The 16,741-nt window shown below is 32.7% G+C and carries 17 protein-coding genes; 2 read left to right on the top strand and 15 right to left on the bottom strand.

All coding sequences use genetic code 11. The annotated features are described in order from the left end of the window. Nucleotides 1–6: 6 nt before the first annotated feature. The 3 genes from CRO17_RS07120 to CRO17_RS07110 form a co-directional block, all read right to left on the bottom strand. Nucleotides 7–942, bottom strand: a complete 936-nt coding sequence (locus CRO17_RS07120; RefSeq protein ID WP_097040747.1) for a hypothetical protein — start codon at nucleotides 940–942, stop codon at nucleotides 7–9. A gap of 36 nt (nucleotides 943–978) precedes the next feature. After that, nucleotides 979–1,287 (bottom strand): hypothetical protein, encoded by a 309-nt coding sequence (locus CRO17_RS07115; RefSeq protein WP_097040745.1) that lies wholly within the window; start codon nucleotides 1,285–1,287, stop codon nucleotides 979–981. 123 nt (nucleotides 1,288–1,410) lie between these two features. Next, entirely contained in the window at nucleotides 1,411–1,611 is a 201-nt protein-coding gene (locus CRO17_RS07110) for a hypothetical protein (protein ID WP_097040742.1), read from the bottom strand. A gap of 308 nt (nucleotides 1,612–1,919) precedes the next feature. Here CRO17_RS07110 and CRO17_RS07105 point away from each other — a divergent pair, with 308 nt between their 5' ends. Next, the gene (locus CRO17_RS07105; protein ID WP_097040740.1) at nucleotides 1,920–2,495 is read left to right on the top strand and encodes a hypothetical protein; all 576 of its coding nucleotides are present in this window, start codon (nucleotides 1,920–1,922) and stop codon (nucleotides 2,493–2,495) included. A 592-nt stretch (nucleotides 2,496–3,087) separates the two neighbouring features. On the opposite strand, the gene CRO17_RS07100 is transcribed toward CRO17_RS07105, so the two are convergent. The 10 genes from CRO17_RS07100 to CRO17_RS07060 form a co-directional block, all read right to left on the bottom strand. Next, entirely contained in the window at nucleotides 3,088–3,363 is a 276-nt protein-coding gene (locus tag CRO17_RS07100) for a hypothetical protein (protein WP_097040738.1), read from the bottom strand. 37 nt (nucleotides 3,364–3,400) lie between these two features. Continuing rightward, nucleotides 3,401–3,706: a hypothetical protein gene (locus CRO17_RS07095; protein WP_097040736.1), complete on the bottom strand. Its 306-nt coding sequence runs from the start codon at nucleotides 3,704–3,706 to the stop codon at nucleotides 3,401–3,403. A gap of 3,095 nt (nucleotides 3,707–6,801) precedes the next feature. Further along, nucleotides 6,802–7,047 carry a hypothetical protein gene (locus tag CRO17_RS07090; protein ID WP_097040733.1) on the bottom strand — a complete coding sequence of 82 codons (246 nt, stop codon included), beginning with the start codon at nucleotides 7,045–7,047 and terminating at the stop codon, nucleotides 6,802–6,804. Between the two features lie 605 nt (nucleotides 7,048–7,652). Then, complete coding sequence (locus CRO17_RS07085) at nucleotides 7,653–8,636, bottom strand: tyrosine-type recombinase/integrase (protein ID WP_097040731.1); 984 nt, start codon at nucleotides 8,634–8,636, stop codon at nucleotides 7,653–7,655. Between the two features lie 11 nt (nucleotides 8,637–8,647). Continuing rightward, nucleotides 8,648–9,976 (bottom strand): DNA sulfur modification protein DndB, encoded by a 1,329-nt coding sequence (locus CRO17_RS07080; protein ID WP_097040729.1) that lies wholly within the window; start codon nucleotides 9,974–9,976, stop codon nucleotides 8,648–8,650. A gap of 14 nt (nucleotides 9,977–9,990) precedes the next feature. Further along, a complete protein-coding gene (locus CRO17_RS07075; RefSeq protein WP_281253818.1) occupies nucleotides 9,991–10,632 on the bottom strand; it encodes a site-specific integrase in 642 nt (213 codons plus the stop codon). A 103-nt stretch (nucleotides 10,633–10,735) separates the two neighbouring features. Next, the gene (locus CRO17_RS07070; RefSeq protein ID WP_097040725.1) at nucleotides 10,736–11,011 is read right to left on the bottom strand and encodes a site-specific integrase; all 276 of its coding nucleotides are present in this window, start codon (nucleotides 11,009–11,011) and stop codon (nucleotides 10,736–10,738) included. Beyond that, nucleotides 11,004–11,171, bottom strand: coding sequence for a hypothetical protein (locus CRO17_RS17470; protein WP_179636892.1), 168 nt, complete (start codon nucleotides 11,169–11,171; stop codon nucleotides 11,004–11,006). Before CRO17_RS17470 ends, CRO17_RS07070 begins: the two co-directional genes overlap by 8 nt. A 1,310-nt stretch (nucleotides 11,172–12,481) precedes the next feature. Next, nucleotides 12,482–13,294 (bottom strand): hypothetical protein, encoded by an 813-nt coding sequence (locus CRO17_RS07065; protein ID WP_097040723.1) that lies wholly within the window; start codon nucleotides 13,292–13,294, stop codon nucleotides 12,482–12,484. A 57-nt stretch (nucleotides 13,295–13,351) separates the two neighbouring features. Further along, nucleotides 13,352–14,038, bottom strand: coding sequence for a hypothetical protein (locus tag CRO17_RS07060; protein WP_097040721.1), 687 nt, complete (start codon nucleotides 14,036–14,038; stop codon nucleotides 13,352–13,354). A 215-nt stretch (nucleotides 14,039–14,253) separates the two neighbouring features. Here CRO17_RS07060 and CRO17_RS17855 point away from each other — a divergent pair, with 215 nt between their 5' ends. Beyond that, nucleotides 14,254–14,379 (top strand): hypothetical protein, encoded by a 126-nt coding sequence (locus tag CRO17_RS17855; protein WP_281253806.1) that lies wholly within the window; start codon nucleotides 14,254–14,256, stop codon nucleotides 14,377–14,379. 223 nt (nucleotides 14,380–14,602) lie between these two features. Here CRO17_RS17855 and CRO17_RS07055 read toward each other — a convergent pair whose 3' ends face one another. Next, entirely contained in the window at nucleotides 14,603–15,337 is a 735-nt protein-coding gene (locus tag CRO17_RS07055; protein ID WP_097040719.1) for a ribonuclease HepT family protein, read from the bottom strand. Between the two features lie 114 nt (nucleotides 15,338–15,451). Next, complete coding sequence (locus CRO17_RS07050; protein WP_097040718.1) at nucleotides 15,452–16,420, bottom strand: HEPN domain-containing protein; 969 nt, start codon at nucleotides 16,418–16,420, stop codon at nucleotides 15,452–15,454. Between the last annotated feature and the right edge of the window lie 321 nt (nucleotides 16,421–16,741).

Below are 16,741 nucleotides of genomic sequence, written 5' to 3'. Positions count from 1 at the left end.
TATTTATTAGAATGGTAGATCGTCAGCCTTTAGCCCGCCTGCTTTTTTCTTATCGCCTGATGCTTTACTTCCAAATCCTCCTTTTTTACCTTTGTTGCCTTTGTCTCCATCCTTCTTCTTGTTTTTCTTCTCTTCCAAAGCTACCTCTCGTTCAGTCAAAGCTTTAGCAATTAGCTGAGGATTATATGCATTTTTATTGTCTTCATCATATGGTTCTTGTCCGCCTGTAATTACATTCTCGCGCTTTGTAATGTGAGTGACTTTCTCTTTGTCTGATCCAAAGGCCGCTTGTTTCTTTTCTACTTTTATTTCCTTGTAGTTTACAATGTCTCCATGGATAGCTACTGTACTACCCTTTTCGTATTCACTTTCAATGTACTCTGCCGCATCTCCCTCAGGAGCAATAAACTTCAATGGAATAATCTGTCCGCCATAAAGGGGCACAAGCAATTCTAACTCTTTACGACCAGTTGGCTCGTTGCTGCTTATTTCGTCTTTTACTGCTTTAACAACACCTTCAATTGAGAATTCAGCTCGAGGGATAAATTCTTCATTAGCCTTGACACGATTTACAAAGTTTGTGCTAATCTGCTGGAATGAACGTAAGCTACCATCTTGTCCATAGTATTCATTAAGGCGAATACTTGCGTTATCTACTCTAACTTTGTCAGCTTCTTCTCGTCCGACCTCGGCTACCGTTTTGTACTCTTCTTCTACTGTTTTTAAACCTTTAACTAGTCCGTTTTCTGATCCATCGTTTTTCTTATATTTAGTGTAAAATGATACAGTATGTACTTCGTTCTCTCTTACTTCAATATCAATTTCTCCAGTTAACGCGCGGTTGTCTCCTTCGCCTTTGTCCTCAAAACGTTTTTCCAAGAGTACTCCCTCGATCACTGCATTATTTTCTGCTTCACGTAGTTCATTTTTGTTTTGTCTCATCAATTATTTCCTCCGATATTATTAATTTTATTTCATTTACCAAATTCCAAGTTGTATTGATAATTCTCTTCTTCTACTTCCTGGTATATCTATATGATTACAACCGCCTTTGTAATTTTCAATGCTTACAATTGTTTTACCTCTTACTTTAATATGTAGATTTCCATAGACATATGTAATTCCTAAAACGTTCTTCTTTATCAGCTCAGGAAAGTATTCCCTAGCTAGAATGACATTTCGCGTTAGCTTTTTAGCTGCTTCACTTTTGGTAATGGTTCGATTACCTCTTACTGTTTGCTTATATGTTGTATAAGCCTTGTCGTTCAACTTCATGATCTCAATCACTTTTTTTCACCTCCTTTGCTTCACTACTATTACATAGTACATAATTTTATTTTACTTGTAAAGTTTATTTTATGATTAATTTTTATTTGTTTTTTGCCAATATGAATTTCATACTGGCTTTGGTTAAGATAGAATGTTAGCCCCAAACCATAATAGAAAACCTAAAACTAAAAAGAAACCAAGACAACCTGCACATCCTCGCATACCTTCCCAGTTATCGTAATGCTTTTCTGATACTGTTTCTCTGACTTCGTTTCCTTGCGTTTTTGTAACCTTCACCATCTTACCTGTGTCTTTATCTCGATAAAAAGTAACCTTCGCCATCTAAATAGTACCTACTTTCAATATTATTGCTCGGTATATATCGGCTAATTGAGGGCAAAAGTTAAGAATAAAATCAACTTTTTATTGAGAGAGATTTATCAATAGAGTGATGGAGCCTCTGTTTGTCTTTAAAATTACTTCTTAGGAAGTTAATGAAGTCATTCTAAATTTGGAGGTATTATCTTTTACCCTATATTTTTCTGAGCTGCGCTTATAAAACTTACAGAATGAGGGTATCTTTAGTTTACGCTCTTATAATTTGTACATATAATGTAAAAGACAATAGGATATGTTTATGGAGGTTTTTCATGAAAACTATAATTAAGATCTTCTCATTTATATTTAGTACTCTATTGCCTACCTGTGTGACTATTCTTAATCTAATCTCTCTTATACAAAAACAGGCAACAGGTAAGCAAACGCTTTATTATGAATCTTTATCTAGTTTCTTTAATCTGTCATCTACTCAGACTCAAATTTTATTATTTATTCTTTTTTTGTTATTTTTAGCTTGGTCAATAAAATCTATTGCTAAGTTAAATAAGAAAAGATTGGATAAAAAGCAATATGAATATAGCTTTTATGGCTTCGTATCACCCAGAAGACCAGATCGAACAGGGGAAATTGATTTTCACGGATTTGTCTGGTCATACGATTTGTATGCTGATTATAATGGAAGAGATTTTGAAGTGGAAGTCTCTTCATCTCCATTATGTACTGAATGTAAGAGTGAAATGATTGAAACGAGAACATTTTTCGGCCGATTTAAAAGTCAATGTCCTGCATGTAGAAGGACTGTAAAAGGAAGCCGAAGTAATTACACTCTATCGAAAATAGTGAGTCAGAAAGCTACAAGAGAGATTAAAAAAAAGGAACGTGCTTAATCTAAACTTAGTCTATTATGGAGCCTCAATCAAAACAAGGTATTTTTAAAGGGAAATGCATCATAGGGCTTTCTAACAATACAGGGAAGTCCTTTTTTTGTGAATTCAAATAAAAAAATCCCCTTGATGGGGATTTTGCAATTCAACTTTCAACGAAAGTATTCGATAATGTCCCTTACAAGTTAAATTCCGATATCTAACTACTCCTTGAAGTCGAGGATCTTGATAAAACCTTTTGTTTCTTTACTACATGTTGCCTATATACATCATAGAGTTTCTTCTTTTCAGATTGCTTCTAAAAATTCCATATTTCTGCAGGAGAGCCATCTTGAAATGGTGCAGCATTCCAAAGTGTTCTTATGTATTCTTGTAATGAAGACTGTCTTATATTGATAATTAATTACCTTTAACCAGTATAGAGTACGAGTTTCATGCCTATAGATTAAATCTGCCTTTTAGGGCTACGCCTTCCAAAGAACGATCTTTACTAAGAAGCTGCTTCCCTGTCTCTAAAATGACTCTTCGCAGCCAATACTATAAATAGGCAAAATATGTTTATAAAATCTCCCTATTTCTTTATTAAATTTAAATTTTAAACGAAAACGGTTGAATCTTTAGTAAGTTTTAATCCTCTTAGATCTGAAACAAATTGAGCAATCTGTTCCCCGTACCACTGATAATCAATAGGCCGCTTGCTTTCTTTTATAAAAACAACTGTGTTAAAAGCTGATACTCCTTTAATGTTTACTGACCGAGCACCCCTCTGTATCGATCCAGTATAGAGGAATTCATCCAATTTATAGTCACGTTCCTCCAAGAAAGCTTGATGGTCACTTTCTGTTACAAATACTAATAATACATTATTCACCCTTATTACCTCATTTGCTTATATTTTATTTTACTTGTTATGTACTCAAATATTGCTGTATGTCTTCCAAGGATACCATCCCGTTTTCATCTGTCATTTCTTCAAGATCATCTGCTGCCATCTCTCTATGTATCATGGTGTCATTAACGTAATTTACTATGTATGTTGGATCAGTGTTGAACTTGCTTACCGGCGTAAGGCTAGAGTAAACATATGTAGCATTTTTCATTATGTCGCTGTACTCTGAGAGCTCTCGCATTAGTTGATCCATTCTGACATTGCCGTTTGAGTCCTCAATAATCTGTTTCCAAAACTCATTATAATGCTTTTGATAATCCTTCATACAACAGCCTCCTTTTGGTAGTTGATTTTGTTTTATTTAATATTTGTGCTTTTATCACCCTTAATTTGTTTCTTAATTTCTTTAACAATTGCATAAACAGAACTGTTCTTTCTCCTCTTTTGCTTCAGCTATAAATTTGCCATTACAAAGACCTTTTTGAACTAAGTGGCATCTTGGGTTTTTCATTTTATTTTCTCCTCCATAATCACGTCTTTAATATGATGATGCTCTGAATCTTTTAGGCAATGTCATCTTATTAATACTTTTAAAAAATTTCAATCGTCTTTCTTATAAAACAAATCTTTTATTTATCTGTTTAATTTTGAAGAAGCTTGCCCCTTGATATTCTTTTATGTAACCTGAAGCATATATCTCCCATCCGTGATATCCATTCTGCCTGCAGTTCACAGTCTTGAGACTATCTTTTTCTCTAACTTAATCGCTTGCTTAACTATGTAGTGATTTATCCACTTTTCTAAGTTTCTCTATATCGGTTTCCATGTCTAAGATGTTATCCAGTTCCTCTAAATTCACTCTATCACCTCTATTTTTATATAATTATTATTTTATTTTACTTATATGTTTATGTCAATATCTTCTTAAAGTTTTAGAGATATGTTCGAAGAACAATTCAGAAAACCACAAAAACAACTAGAGCGACTAAAATAGTCGCTCTTTTTTACTCTCTAATAAAGTTCAAAACCTTTTTTCCTGAATCTATTGCATAGGAATGCCAGAGCGTGTCATTGGTCATAGTAGCGCCTGGCAACTCAATCGTATAAGTCCACGGCTGAAAAGATTCTTTGATATTTGGGTATAAAAATCCTGCCTTCCTTTCAGAATTTATCTTTACCAAGAAGGAAGAGAGGCTTAATGTTATATTAGTAGCAACACCATTATAGAAGGGATAATTATAATGCTATCTTATCTAATAAAAACAAAGCTCACTTTACTTGATCAGATTATAGTAAGTGCTGTAGGTGGACTTGTTACAGCTATAGTACTTGCTATCGTAGCGTACTTACTTAAAATAAGCTACTAAATTGGTTTCGCTCTAAAAGCAATCCAACAATTATTTTTAAAGAGCATCCTAGGTTTAACGAATTTCAAGGATATGTTGTTGAAAACAAAACTGGAAAGATATATCCGTACATATTAAGAGAAGAGAATGTATTCAAAACAATAATATCGTACCAGATACTGAAAGAAGATGGTAGCGTACGATCTATTAATAGTGAACAAGCAAAAGAAGTGGATTTGTTCGACTGGGGAAAGGTAAACGATTCTAGAAGTATTAAAAGACGTAAGAATACCAATTAGAATCTACATTGATCAAGAAAAGATTGTAAGTATGAAACTCACTAACGATAATGTTTACTATAGAATATCTGAGTGGCATGATGGGGACAGTGACTTAAAACTACACGAGTATTTAGGATTGCTTGGGAGAAATACGCTGTGAGAAAAGACTTTCCCTTTAAGTTTCCTATATCTATTGCCTTCTATGTCTTGCTCCTCCTACAAATAAAAAGATAGTTTTACTTATATATATGTAGACAAGCCGGTAAGCATTGGCGTGTTATAAAACAGGTCGAACACATACTTTATAAGCACGACAAGTTAAGGAAGGTGTAGCTAATATTCTAACGGGGCTATTGCTATCAGGAGATAATAACACTAGAGTTGGGATGCCATTGTTCGTAATCCATACCAGCATAGGACATAAGAAGCAACCATCAACTTGAAATGATGAACTAATTTGGATTATCTCTGAAAGCACGGGCGGTCATACCCAGGAAGTTCTGTACATGGTTCAAATCCTGACAACTCATTAACAAAATAAAAGTTTAAGTTAACTCCTAATGGATCAGGATTTTGCCAAAAGTGTGGATTTTCAGATTCAAAATCATCCCGAGGCTCTTCACACTCAAGTGATTCGCAAGGGGTTACAGGGCACGGACAGCCTTTCTGTTCTCTCAGATATCTTCTTTGTTTAAAGGGATTTCCTCGAGTCATTTTCTCACCTCTTTCCTCATTACTATTTATGAGTGGTTCCCATTATGGAAGTTGACTTCATAATGATATCAAAGAATGTGTGCTAATTAACCGTTAGACCCTTGAACGAAAGAGCCTAACTTCAACTTTATTGAAATATATTCATGGTACAAAAAACTAAGGCGATATTTTCCTTTTTTAATTTACTTATTTTGTTCTACTTTGTTCACTCGGATTAAGTTAGCCGATTATTCACGGCTGACTATGGCACAAGTACTCTAGAACACACACTGTAAGCTAAACATTTGTGGGAAATCTTCTCGTTAATTTCAACTATTGGACTAGAGCTTGATGGATCAACACGTACGAGTACAGGCATACCATTACGTTGCGCCCAAATTAACATTGGACATAAAGGTTCTCCATTAGTCAAAAAATCCCCAGCAGCTATGGCTAACTGATCTACTGTTGCCAGTGAAAATCCAGGTATCTCTGTACACATTTTGCATTTATAAAAGCTAGTCAGTTCGCTTATAATATTCAACAAGTCCTATACTAGGATTGTCTGCAATATAAGTTCCTCCAGAAGAAAATGCTTCTCTTCGCTCTTCACACTCACTTGCTTCACAATGGGCCACAGGGCATGGACAGTCTTTCTGTTCTCTCCAATACCTTCTCCGCTTAAATGGGTTTCCTCTATTCATATTTTCCACCTCTTTCCTAATAATAGTGTATGCGTGGTAAAAATAATGAGGTGGATTAGCATAACGGTATTAAAAAATATGCTAATGATCTATGCGATAAAATTCACTTTTTATCAATATTGTTAATCAAAAATACTCCATCAGCATTCATTTACTAAGCTATTGTTTGTGTTAAAAAGAGCAGTACACAGCTTTAGCTTCTTTAATCAGGGTTATTTCAGTATAGTCTGGCTACTATTGTTTATTGCTTGTTATTTTATGCCCTTCAACGTAGCTCATTTCTAATCATTCCTCTCTATAAGCGCCAAATAAATTTGATATAATTTGTTCTTTTTCCATCAAATTATCGACAAGTAAAATAAAAAAAGAAGCTAATAATTAGCCTCTTTTTTTATTTTACCTTTCAAGATCTTCTATGTATGATCCAGTTATTTCTTCATCTTCAAGTACGTAAGCATCATCAACGTGTATGCCTTCAATTCTTAACTTTTTGCGTTCCCCATCTTGAGTAACATAGAGATCATCTTGAGCTTCAATTGCAGCCTCTCTGAGCTGTTCTTCGGTGTCTGCTGGATCCTGTTCTACATCTACTAGAACTGTTACATTGACTGTAAGGCTTACCTGCGCTATTTTTTTACTCAAGTTATCTCTCTCCTAAGAATAAAATTTGCCATTTTAATTTAAATAAGAACAAATGTTCGCTTTTGTTCTTTTAATTATACATTGTGTTCGTGCATTTTTCCAGCAAATATGCAAATTTATGTAATGTATTGCCTATAAGCAGAACGTTTATAGGACTAATAATAGGTATCATTACCCAGCTGACATGCAAGCAATTTAACACGATGAGACTGTCCGTTGACAATATCATGAAAGGGTCATTATTTGAATTAGCTAGATTTTGGAAGATATAGGCTTAACTATGTAACCGGGCAGATACCATCAATGAACATTGCTACAGCCCGTTAAATCGCCTTTGCGCTAAATTGCCGCGTAGACGACGATCTATTGAGTGGGTTGATAAAGAATAACCTCCGCAGTGCAGGGAGATGGCTTCTCCCTGCACTGCAATGCACAGCGATCTAAATGGATTACTACCTTTTTACTAAATGTGAATTCCGCATCTTCTGTAAGGGCATTCTTTTTACATATTTAAGTTGATTTGCTACCATTTTACTATAAGATATCCCGGGTTACCACATTTTTTTGTATTTTATTTTACTAACTCCAGCAAAAAACCACCCTTCTTAGCTTGGATGGTTTTCTTTAATGCTATATAAACTATTAATTGACTCTTCATTAACCTCATTTTTTAACTTATGGAAATTTTGTCTTTTTGATATATTGAACCGATCTGATAATTTATCATAAAAGTCATTGTCTAAAGTGCCGCCATCCATTAGGTGTTTATATCCACAATAAAGCTGTCCAGATTGTCTCACTTTGTTTGGATCTAGATATGGGTTGTTAGTTACTGTTTTTAACACATCAAAAATACGATATATATGAAAACTAGGTATAGGTTCATTTGAGCCTTCTCGGTTTCTTCCGGCCAATTTCTGTCTTATTACAAATCCGTTATCTAATAGTGGTGCATCTTTTACTGATGTTGTAGACTTACCGTTATTGTATTCATAATTCTCTTGATCTAAAGCATCTTTAATTACCTTAATACATGTACTACTAACTTTAAGATTCCTCTGTTCATTTTTCAAATCAGTTAACAATATACTATTATTTGTTGTATCTATATCATCTTTTTTCAAATTTCTTATCTCTGCAAATTGTTTACCAAATACACCTTCAAATATAAGTCGAACAACCACCTTATCTTGCGCGTTAACAAGGTTGTTTTCTAGCTCGATTAAATCCTTTTCGGTTATATGGAACTTCTTATTGTGCCCAATCGCTGTTTTTAAATGATCTGTTGTAATTCTATCCGCCATATTAATATTAGAAGAGGTTAAGCCATTTACAATTGCCCAATTAATATAACTTCTTAAATGAGTTAATACACTTCTAGCTGCAGTTTCACTAGCATGATCCCCAGCCATTATTACTTCTAAAATTTGTTTCTCTGTAAATGTTGAAAGATCTTTATTTAAAAACTCTTCCATTTCCTTTGCTCTCTTTAAAGAATACATATAAACTTTAGCTGTTTCTTCATTATGGGTTTTTTCTAAATGTCTTAAGAAAGCCTCTTTCATTTCATTATTGTACAGCTTAGCCATAAGATTTCCTCCTAAATTGTAACACTAATATCACTAAACACATTCCTTATAATATCCAACTGTTGTTTAGCACCTTTTCCCTTAGTGCTTGTAAAGTCTTTACTATCTTTTGAAAAATCTATCTTATCTAAAATGCTATTTAAATTCATTAGACTAACATTATTCTCCTGCATCCTTTTAGCCAATTTCATATAACCGAAAAACATATTATTCATAGTTAAATATGGCCGAGATGTTTTACTATCTCCTAGAAATTCCTCTGGATATGCATAGAACAAGTTATTTATAAACTCTCCAAGATATTTACTTAGTTGAATAGCTTCAAACTTATTTTTTAGTGACCAATTTTCATCTATTGCTGCCGTTAACGTATTAAAGGTTACTACTGCTTTACTATTCATACCATGAGAAGTTGAAACTCTACTCTTAAGTTCACTTGAGTACTCTAATTGTTCTACAACAAATGTAGAATAATTCTTTTTAGCAAAACGCTCAATCTGTGCTTTTGATACTGGATTAACCGTATTCATTTGTGCAAAGTATGCTCGAGCTTTCTCCACTGTAAAGTTTAGAATGTTTATCTTAAAGATCATGTCCTTATCAGGATATTGTAGTAATGCAGTTACAATTCCGGAGACCCGGTGAAATCCATCCATACAGTCAAACAGTGTACCAGGATTTATCGTTAAAGTCCGATCATCTGAATTATATATTATTTCTTCTCCAGGAGTGTCTCCAGATCCTAAGCGCGCATTAAAAGTAAGCATTGAAGAAATTAAATCATCATTCTTAATTAGATTAACTATTTCATTCACACTTGATTCATTGACTTTAGGAATTGGGATTATTTCTTCTGTCTTGCTGTTTTTTCTTAGTCGTGCCTCTCTTTGAGTATCAAAGTTATATTGTATAAGTTGACTATCCATTAGCTTTTTAATTTCAGAGGCTTTTATAGTACCAATAAAGTCGTCCTCAGCAACTTGTTCAATACCTTCAAATACATACGGAAATGAAACAGTTTCCTCTGTTTCTCCCTTAAATTCTGTAGCTATCTCTTTTGCCATTCTCGTTGGATAATATTTATCAGGATCTACTTCCTCCTTTTCAGTAAAGTTGTAGACTGCTTCAGCATACACATAGAGTTCTGGGGAGTTAAGTCCTTTTATTTTAGAAGTATCATTAATAATTCCTTGCACCTGTCCTGGAGACAAGCTGTAATTAGTTGCTAAAAATTGTTTAATGTTACTTGTAAATTTCTTTTCGTGTCTTAAAGAGTCAATTGTCTCGATTAATTTGTCGGTTAATGTCGAAACCGATTCTTCTGTGAGTAATTGTACCATGAAATCATTCCTTTTTATCTATTCTTCAAATATCTTTTTAATTCATTTAATGTATCTATTTTAACATTCTCAAAAAAATTCATATAGTCTTCTTTGGAGAGTTCTTTTAAGAATTCTCTATTTTCTTCTTTATCCATTTTAACGCCTGGTGCATTTGAAAGGTCTCTCTGTTTATCAAGATAATATTTGAAAGTAGTTACAGAATTACTATGATTGCCTTGTAGCATAGCCTTCTTAATATCCCCTGAGACATCGTACTCATAATTTATTGCTACTCCCCTAAAACTATGAAACACTATATTACGATCCTCAGAAAATCCTATGTGCTTTTTTAACCTTTGAATCATAGTCTCAATTGTTCTTGCTTTTAGTTCACCAAAGACTTTATCATTATCCGACAAATTTTTTAGTCCACTCTCTAATAACTCTCGATAAAAATCAATAGAGATTGCTGTTTCAAATTCTTTCTTTCCTTTTTGTAATGCTTTTACTTTTACATAGTCCTTACATACCACCAAGTCTCTTTTTAAGATGTTTAGACACTCAGAAAGCCTTAAAGAGGTTCTGGCTGCAAATTTCAATAGATTACATTTAGATCTAGCGTTGTGAAGTTCAAATCTTAATGCAGCATCTGTAAATAAGTCAACTTCAGTAATACTAATTGGATCATATGTTCTATCAGTTGGTTCAGTTAATTGTCTGAAATCAAAAATAGATAGGTTAAGATTAAACTCTGAAGCAAAGAAACGAAAGAAACTTTTAATAGATCTTAATATTTATAGTTTTATTGCTATTATTCTTTATTGTAGAGAGATAGTTTCTATAACTTAATAAATCAGTTTTTCTAATTTGTTTCATATCGTTTTCATATACATGTTCTAATTTTTTTTCAACTGGTTTAAAAAAGAAAAACTCTCTGATATCCCTCTCATAACTTTCTCGAGTATTAGGTGAGTGATTTTGCAATTCTTCTAGATATATGTAGATATCTTCTTGAAGTGAAGTGCTCGGAAATTTTATTATAGAATCACCCATTTAGACACCTCATTTCTTCCTTCTGTTTCACTTTTAATTCATTGATTCCCACATGCAGCAATCGTTGAGTTTTATTGATATCATGCAAAGTTTTCTTCAATTGTTTTTCATTCAACCGACGAATGTTTCTCTTATAATAATCAAAGATCTCTGTTAACATTATACCCCTCCACTCATATTTCCATTCATTTTATTTTATTTGAATAAATCTTATCATATGTGATTTTAGAACACAACTAAAAGACCCAAATTTATCTAGGTTTTTGAGATAAAATGTGCCTTTTAATTAGTATACAAATTAATTATATATAAGTGAATTAAATTAACTTATACTCTTATTCATAAACATCTTCAAAGTTTAAAAACCGATCGCTCTTCAAGTTTTCCTTCAGGTTCATTTTAACTAAAAAAGTGTACTGACCTGCATTATCTAAATTCTACATACAAAGTTGTTTTATAATGTTGTTCGTTATACTGGCTAACCATTCTATTGGCAAACTTGCCATTATGGCTTGCATTAGATTGAATCGTCTATGCTGACAGAATTTATATATCAAGGGGTGAGGTGTTTTTTTACTCCAAGCAAGCTAAATCATTTGTTAATTTATCGTCTTTTTTCTATTTACAACTTAACAAATATAAATAAATATGTAATTTTATTTTATATATTAATATACAAATTTAATGCTCACAAAGAACGTTGCCCTCCTCTGGAATAAACTTCAATACTAAATTCGTTCTTCAGTCTGCTCCTAATTACAGCCTTCTCTTTAATTGAGTTATGGCATTGAGCCTAATACAGCTAGTTTTTCCCTCTTTGTTTAATCCTTTCTTCTCTAAACTCTGGTTTAGTAACCAACTATCGAAACAATGGTATGGAATCCGAATATCTAAACAGTTTTGCTTATATTGGTTGTACTCCTCGTGGTAATCTTTGATTGTTTTACTTGTAATCGCACTAGATGACAAACTGGTCTTATACCTCGCAATTCTAAAGTATCAATATAAGCATCTCGCTCGATCCATAACTCAGTCAGATAAGATTATTTATATCATTCACTGCCCATTTAATTAAGTTCATTTTAATTTACCCCACTAATTTGATTAGAACTAAATTATAAAACTATACTAATTATAGGTCAATAATTTATTTTATTTCACTTATATGTCGTAACCACTTCTACACACTAGAAAGTTTTGACCGGTCTTTTCTTATGTAAAGTTACAAGGGAAGGAATTAAGTCATCCTCAAGTCCACCTTCAATAAACTTTCATCTTCATTGCTTATATCTAAAACTTTAACAAATAAAAGACTGGTTTACTGGTTTTATTTAAATCTATTGTCCCACCCCCTATTTTGTCTCTTTAAAGCACCATTAGAAATATGGCTAAAATGCCTTCTGGAATGCCTCTTGTTTATCCATTGTTCAAAAAGTTTTGATTAACTAAAACTCCAAACAAGTATGCTCCTTATTTAAATATTCTATTTCTATTCCTTTCTAAAAAAGGTTTTATATCACTATCATCTAAAAGTTCTATTCTTTTGAATAGATAGTCTAAAAATAGAATGACTTTTAACGAACTTAGTTCTGTACCATAACCAGTATCATAGCCGTGAAGTATCGCATTTCTTCCTATAGCGTTTCTTAAATCAGCACCTAAAATAAACCTTCCCTTAATATGATCTGTATAAAAAACATGTACCTCTTTTTCAAAATCAGTTTCTAAAAGCTCTTCCAGCATAATATAATGAGCTCCATTTTTCGTTTCACCAGTGATTTTGAAAGCATCCATAACGCTCCCTTCAATCTGAGTAAGGGCAGCCGGAATAGATGTAAAATAAAATCCGTGTTTGTGACACTCTATAATTTCATGTAAGATTTTTCGTCTCCTATTAATTGAGTGAAAACTTTCCCATTCCATAAAAATTTCGTCAATAACCTCATCATTAAATAAATTACACATATATTCGTTTAGATCTTTCAGTAATTGATCTTCAGTATGTGAGCTCCTTATTTTGCATAGTAGTTCACTATAGCTTCTAGTATATAGATGATCCAAGTTGGGTGGGAATCCTAATTGAAGTAGAGTTTTTTTTAACTCAGATTCTACCTCACTTATAATTTCAATATCCTGTTGCATTTCTTGCAGAGCCTTTAATAAATCTCTTGCCACATGTGTAGTTTTCTCTCTAATAGTTCTTATTTGATTCGGGAATAGCCTTACGAGTAATGTGGCTAAGTAATAGTGACCTTGTTTATCGTTTTTTTTGTCTTCATTCAAGAATATACCCTCCACTCTTACCGTTTAATAAAATCCGTATTTTATCCTAATAACCATTCATTTATTTGCTTTGCGATATTTAATGCCCAAATTTATAACATACTTAATAGGGTGAATGTGTTGAGCTTTATTAATAACTTTATAATACTCTGGATACTCATCAAAAAAGCTTATAGCAAATTCTTTTGTGCTAGCCTCATTAGTTGCTGCTTGGAACACTTTATGATTGGTTATGATTTCTACTACCTCACTGAGCTGATTCCTATTAGCCTTAATCTCTTGATTTCTTAAGTCATTAATTTCTTGATCACTTATGTTCTCTGTCACATCTAATATGATATTTTCTAATTCTATGTCTGGTTCAACTAGATGCAAATAACGTTCGTTGACCTCATAATAGAAATAGATCTGACCAAAGCAAACTTGGTAAACAATAAGTTGTATAGGTTCATCAGAATTGAAACCTGGAAGCGAATTATTGTATCCAATTATTTTATTAATTATTTCATCGTTTAAGGCTTTAACGTTGTGATATTCTCTGTCTGTCCGTATAAGATAGGATTCTGGATCATAACTGATGTACTGATAAAATACTATTTCTGATTTTAAAGTGCTACACAGCTTCAGAAAGTCCTCTACTGTATGAATTAATATTCCATCTTGTTGAATTTTATCTACTCTTACTGTTGCTTCCATAGTCGCTACTTTTGATTTTATATTGTTATAGGTATCTTCAAATGCCATAGTATCTCTCTCTTTCTCTCTATAAAACTGAAATTTAATTGTCAGCTGAAGTGATTACTACTCCTAATATATCTTTAACTTAAAAATATAAGGTATTAATAACCACAATTGTTAGTAGTACCCTACATTATACAATAGATCTTCAGTTCGAGATATTAAATGCACATTTAATACACACAGAGGTATGATAATACAATAGATAAGGGGGATTACAAATGACATTAGTAAAGAAATTACTGTTTAAGGATTATGATATAAATCAAGAAATGCTTAATGAAATAGGTATCGTATGGACAAGTTTGGTTGATATTTTCAATCATCATAAAACAAGATTCAGCTAATTAGAAACACATGCTAATGCAATAGCCGAAATATATAGAGCACATCCAAAAGTGCACACTGTCAGATCAAGGGTAAAAGATCCATATCATCTTATCGAATCAAGATCATAGGCATCCAGTATGTATTTCTTCAATTTCAATCCTTTCCTTTTATGCGTGTTGCCCTAGGCTCCGTCGTAGTTATCTACAACTCTAATAGAAAAAGCACCCTACTTGGGATGCTTTATTTAATAATCCAACGTTTATGGTTTTTAATATAATCCAATCTTTCATCAAAATCACGATCACTGAAATCTTGTGCTCCAGTTTGTGTACCTATCATTGTAATTGGAACTATACTTGTCGTATCCAAACCTTCCTCTTGAGAAAACCTACCCTCTACATCAAAGTGGAAGGAGGAAACACGAAACTCTTCATTTGAAAACATTTTCTGAAGAATCCCAACAATATATTCGTAACAATACCTAGCATATTCAAGAGTTTCCTCTTCTTGAGGAAAGTAACCTTTATGAACAACCTTATTGCGAAAAGCCTTTATTTTTTTCTGATCTACTTCAGGAGGTACTTCTTTGAATTCATTTAGATACATATAATAAAATGCAGCAGCTTGATATTCTGAGTTATTTGACACTCTTTTCCAAGTAGCCTTTCTTTCTTTTACCCCCACATTGTTTTTTATCAAGAATAGGTGGATACAGTACTCATAAAAGCGTTCATACGCGGCAGTGAAATTTGGTATACTTTCCCGATAGTATCCATCTAATAATGACATAATACCTAACTCAAATAAAACTTCGAAATGCTGAACACCCATAATATGTCGTGTCTTATGTCCAAAACTACACTCCACTGTATATATACCCGATTCATTTAAAGGTACATTAACGTCAATTAGCTGGGAATTATCTCTATTTGTTCTGTTGCATTCAGGGCACATGCTCTTCACATTCACCTTCATCAAATCACTTCTTTCACAATATTGTCTAACTTATTCAAGGTTCTTTAATTTGGTATTAATATCCTTAGCTAAAGGAGTGATATCCGATTCTGTTAAAGATTGGGATTCATTTTATTAAGTAAAAATTAGCTCTCTGTAGTACATATTTAAATCCTCTTTATTATCACCTTCGTATAAGGTAATCAGCTCTTCATTTTCTAAAACAAGTGTGAAAAATTTACGTATGTAATTATCTAGCTTAATTGACACTTCATACTGTGCATTAAGATCTCGAAACTTCTTCGGCAATTTATCGCCATGAACATTTGCTGACCTAATACCATAGGCTAGTTTGATAAAGTTAAAGATCTCTATTCTCTCAGTAGAGTCTTTACCTAATAATCTTGCTAGTCTTTCTGCTATTTTATGCCCGATTTCTTGGTTATCGGTTGAAAGGAGTGTTTCTAAGGCAGTACAATACGTCGAAATTTTGTTTGGTACATAAATCTCGGTTCTTGCAGTATCGAGGAAATTATTAAACCTTTCTAAACGAGTAGCCTTATTTGTAACCATATCAGCCGCTGCTGCATTATCTAACCTAGCCATATCTTTACTGTTGAATTGTTTTTGATTGATATCTAAGCCTTGTTTAAGCTCATCTAAAGTATATAATGTTTCCACTCTATTCCCGGTAGCGTTTAGGAAATTATTTGTTCTACCATTTGAACTAACAGATTTTTTTATGAATTCGTTTCCGTAAATATATAAGAAACCTTGTTCTGTTGAAATACTATTATCTTTAATTAACCAAAGACAAGAACTTACAACTTGACTTACCTTCAAGAAATAGTTTAATAGATCCATTCTCTTTGCTTCATCATTATGCTTATCAAATTCGTAATCACCTTCAGCATAGACATAACTACCTTCAAATAAATGATCATATTCTAACTTACCAACCAGGTGTTTAAAAAAATCGTCACATTTTTTTTCTATTCTATCTTTGTTATTGGAGATACGTAAATTGTCTACTACTTGAATCCCTCTATTTAACTTACCTTCAATCTTCAGTCCGTTTAATCTAGCAATATAAAAATATTTCATTTTTACTCTCCTGGTTATTTAATTCTAAGAAGACATTTTTCTCAATGATTTGCAAAAGACTTAAAAGTATACTTCAAAGTATTTTATAGTCTCTACCACCCACTATTGTATCAAACTGGAATTGATCAGGGTATTATAATTAACGGTTCAATGTAGCATGTAGTTTAGCGTTGAACAATATTCTTCCCGTTCCTTTGGAATTTTGATTGTGATACCCTTTCTTTTAATGCATATCGTTCAAACAACTCAATTACACCTTTAATTAGTTATTTTGCGTATGAAAGCTGAATCTTTTAACTCGTCATTGCTTAAGGGTCCATT

Source organism: Terribacillus aidingensis (genome assembly GCF_900215625.1).
Lineage (GTDB): Bacteria > Bacillota > Bacilli > Bacillales > Amphibacillaceae > Terribacillus > Terribacillus aidingensis.
This window is presented reverse-complemented; position numbering and strand designations above follow the sequence as displayed.

Coding starts and splice junctions, on each gene's coding strand:
- CRO17_RS07070 (WP_097040725.1), bottom strand. CDS start 11,011: ATGGGTGATTCTATAATAAAATTTCCGAGCACTTCACTTCAAGAAGAT.
- CRO17_RS07105 (WP_097040740.1), top strand. CDS start 1,920: ATGAAAACTATAATTAAGATCTTCTCATTTATATTTAGTACTCTATTG.
- CRO17_RS07085 (WP_097040731.1), bottom strand. CDS start 8,636: ATGGCTAAGCTGTACAATAATGAAATGAAAGAGGCTTTCTTAAGACAT.
- CRO17_RS07110 (WP_097040742.1), bottom strand. CDS start 1,611: ATGGCGAAGGTTACTTTTTATCGAGATAAAGACACAGGTAAGATGGTG.
- CRO17_RS07120 (WP_097040747.1), bottom strand. CDS start 942: ATGAGACAAAACAAAAATGAACTACGTGAAGCAGAAAATAATGCAGTG.
- CRO17_RS07080 (WP_097040729.1), bottom strand. CDS start 9,976: ATGGTACAATTACTCACAGAAGAATCGGTTTCGACATTAACCGACAAA.
- CRO17_RS07055 (WP_097040719.1), bottom strand. CDS start 15,337: ATGAAGGTGAATGTGAAGAGCATGTGCCCTGAATGCAACAGAACAAAT.
- CRO17_RS07060 (WP_097040721.1), bottom strand. CDS start 14,038: ATGGCATTTGAAGATACCTATAACAATATAAAATCAAAAGTAGCGACT.
- CRO17_RS17470 (WP_179636892.1), bottom strand. CDS start 11,171: ATGTTAACAGAGATCTTTGATTATTATAAGAGAAACATTCGTCGGTTG.
- CRO17_RS07050 (WP_097040718.1), bottom strand. CDS start 16,420: ATGAAATATTTTTATATTGCTAGATTAAACGGACTGAAGATTGAAGGT.
- CRO17_RS17855 (WP_281253806.1), top strand. CDS start 14,254: ATGACATTAGTAAAGAAATTACTGTTTAAGGATTATGATATAAATCAA.
- CRO17_RS07095 (WP_097040736.1), bottom strand. CDS start 3,706: ATGAAGGATTATCAAAAGCATTATAATGAGTTTTGGAAACAGATTATT.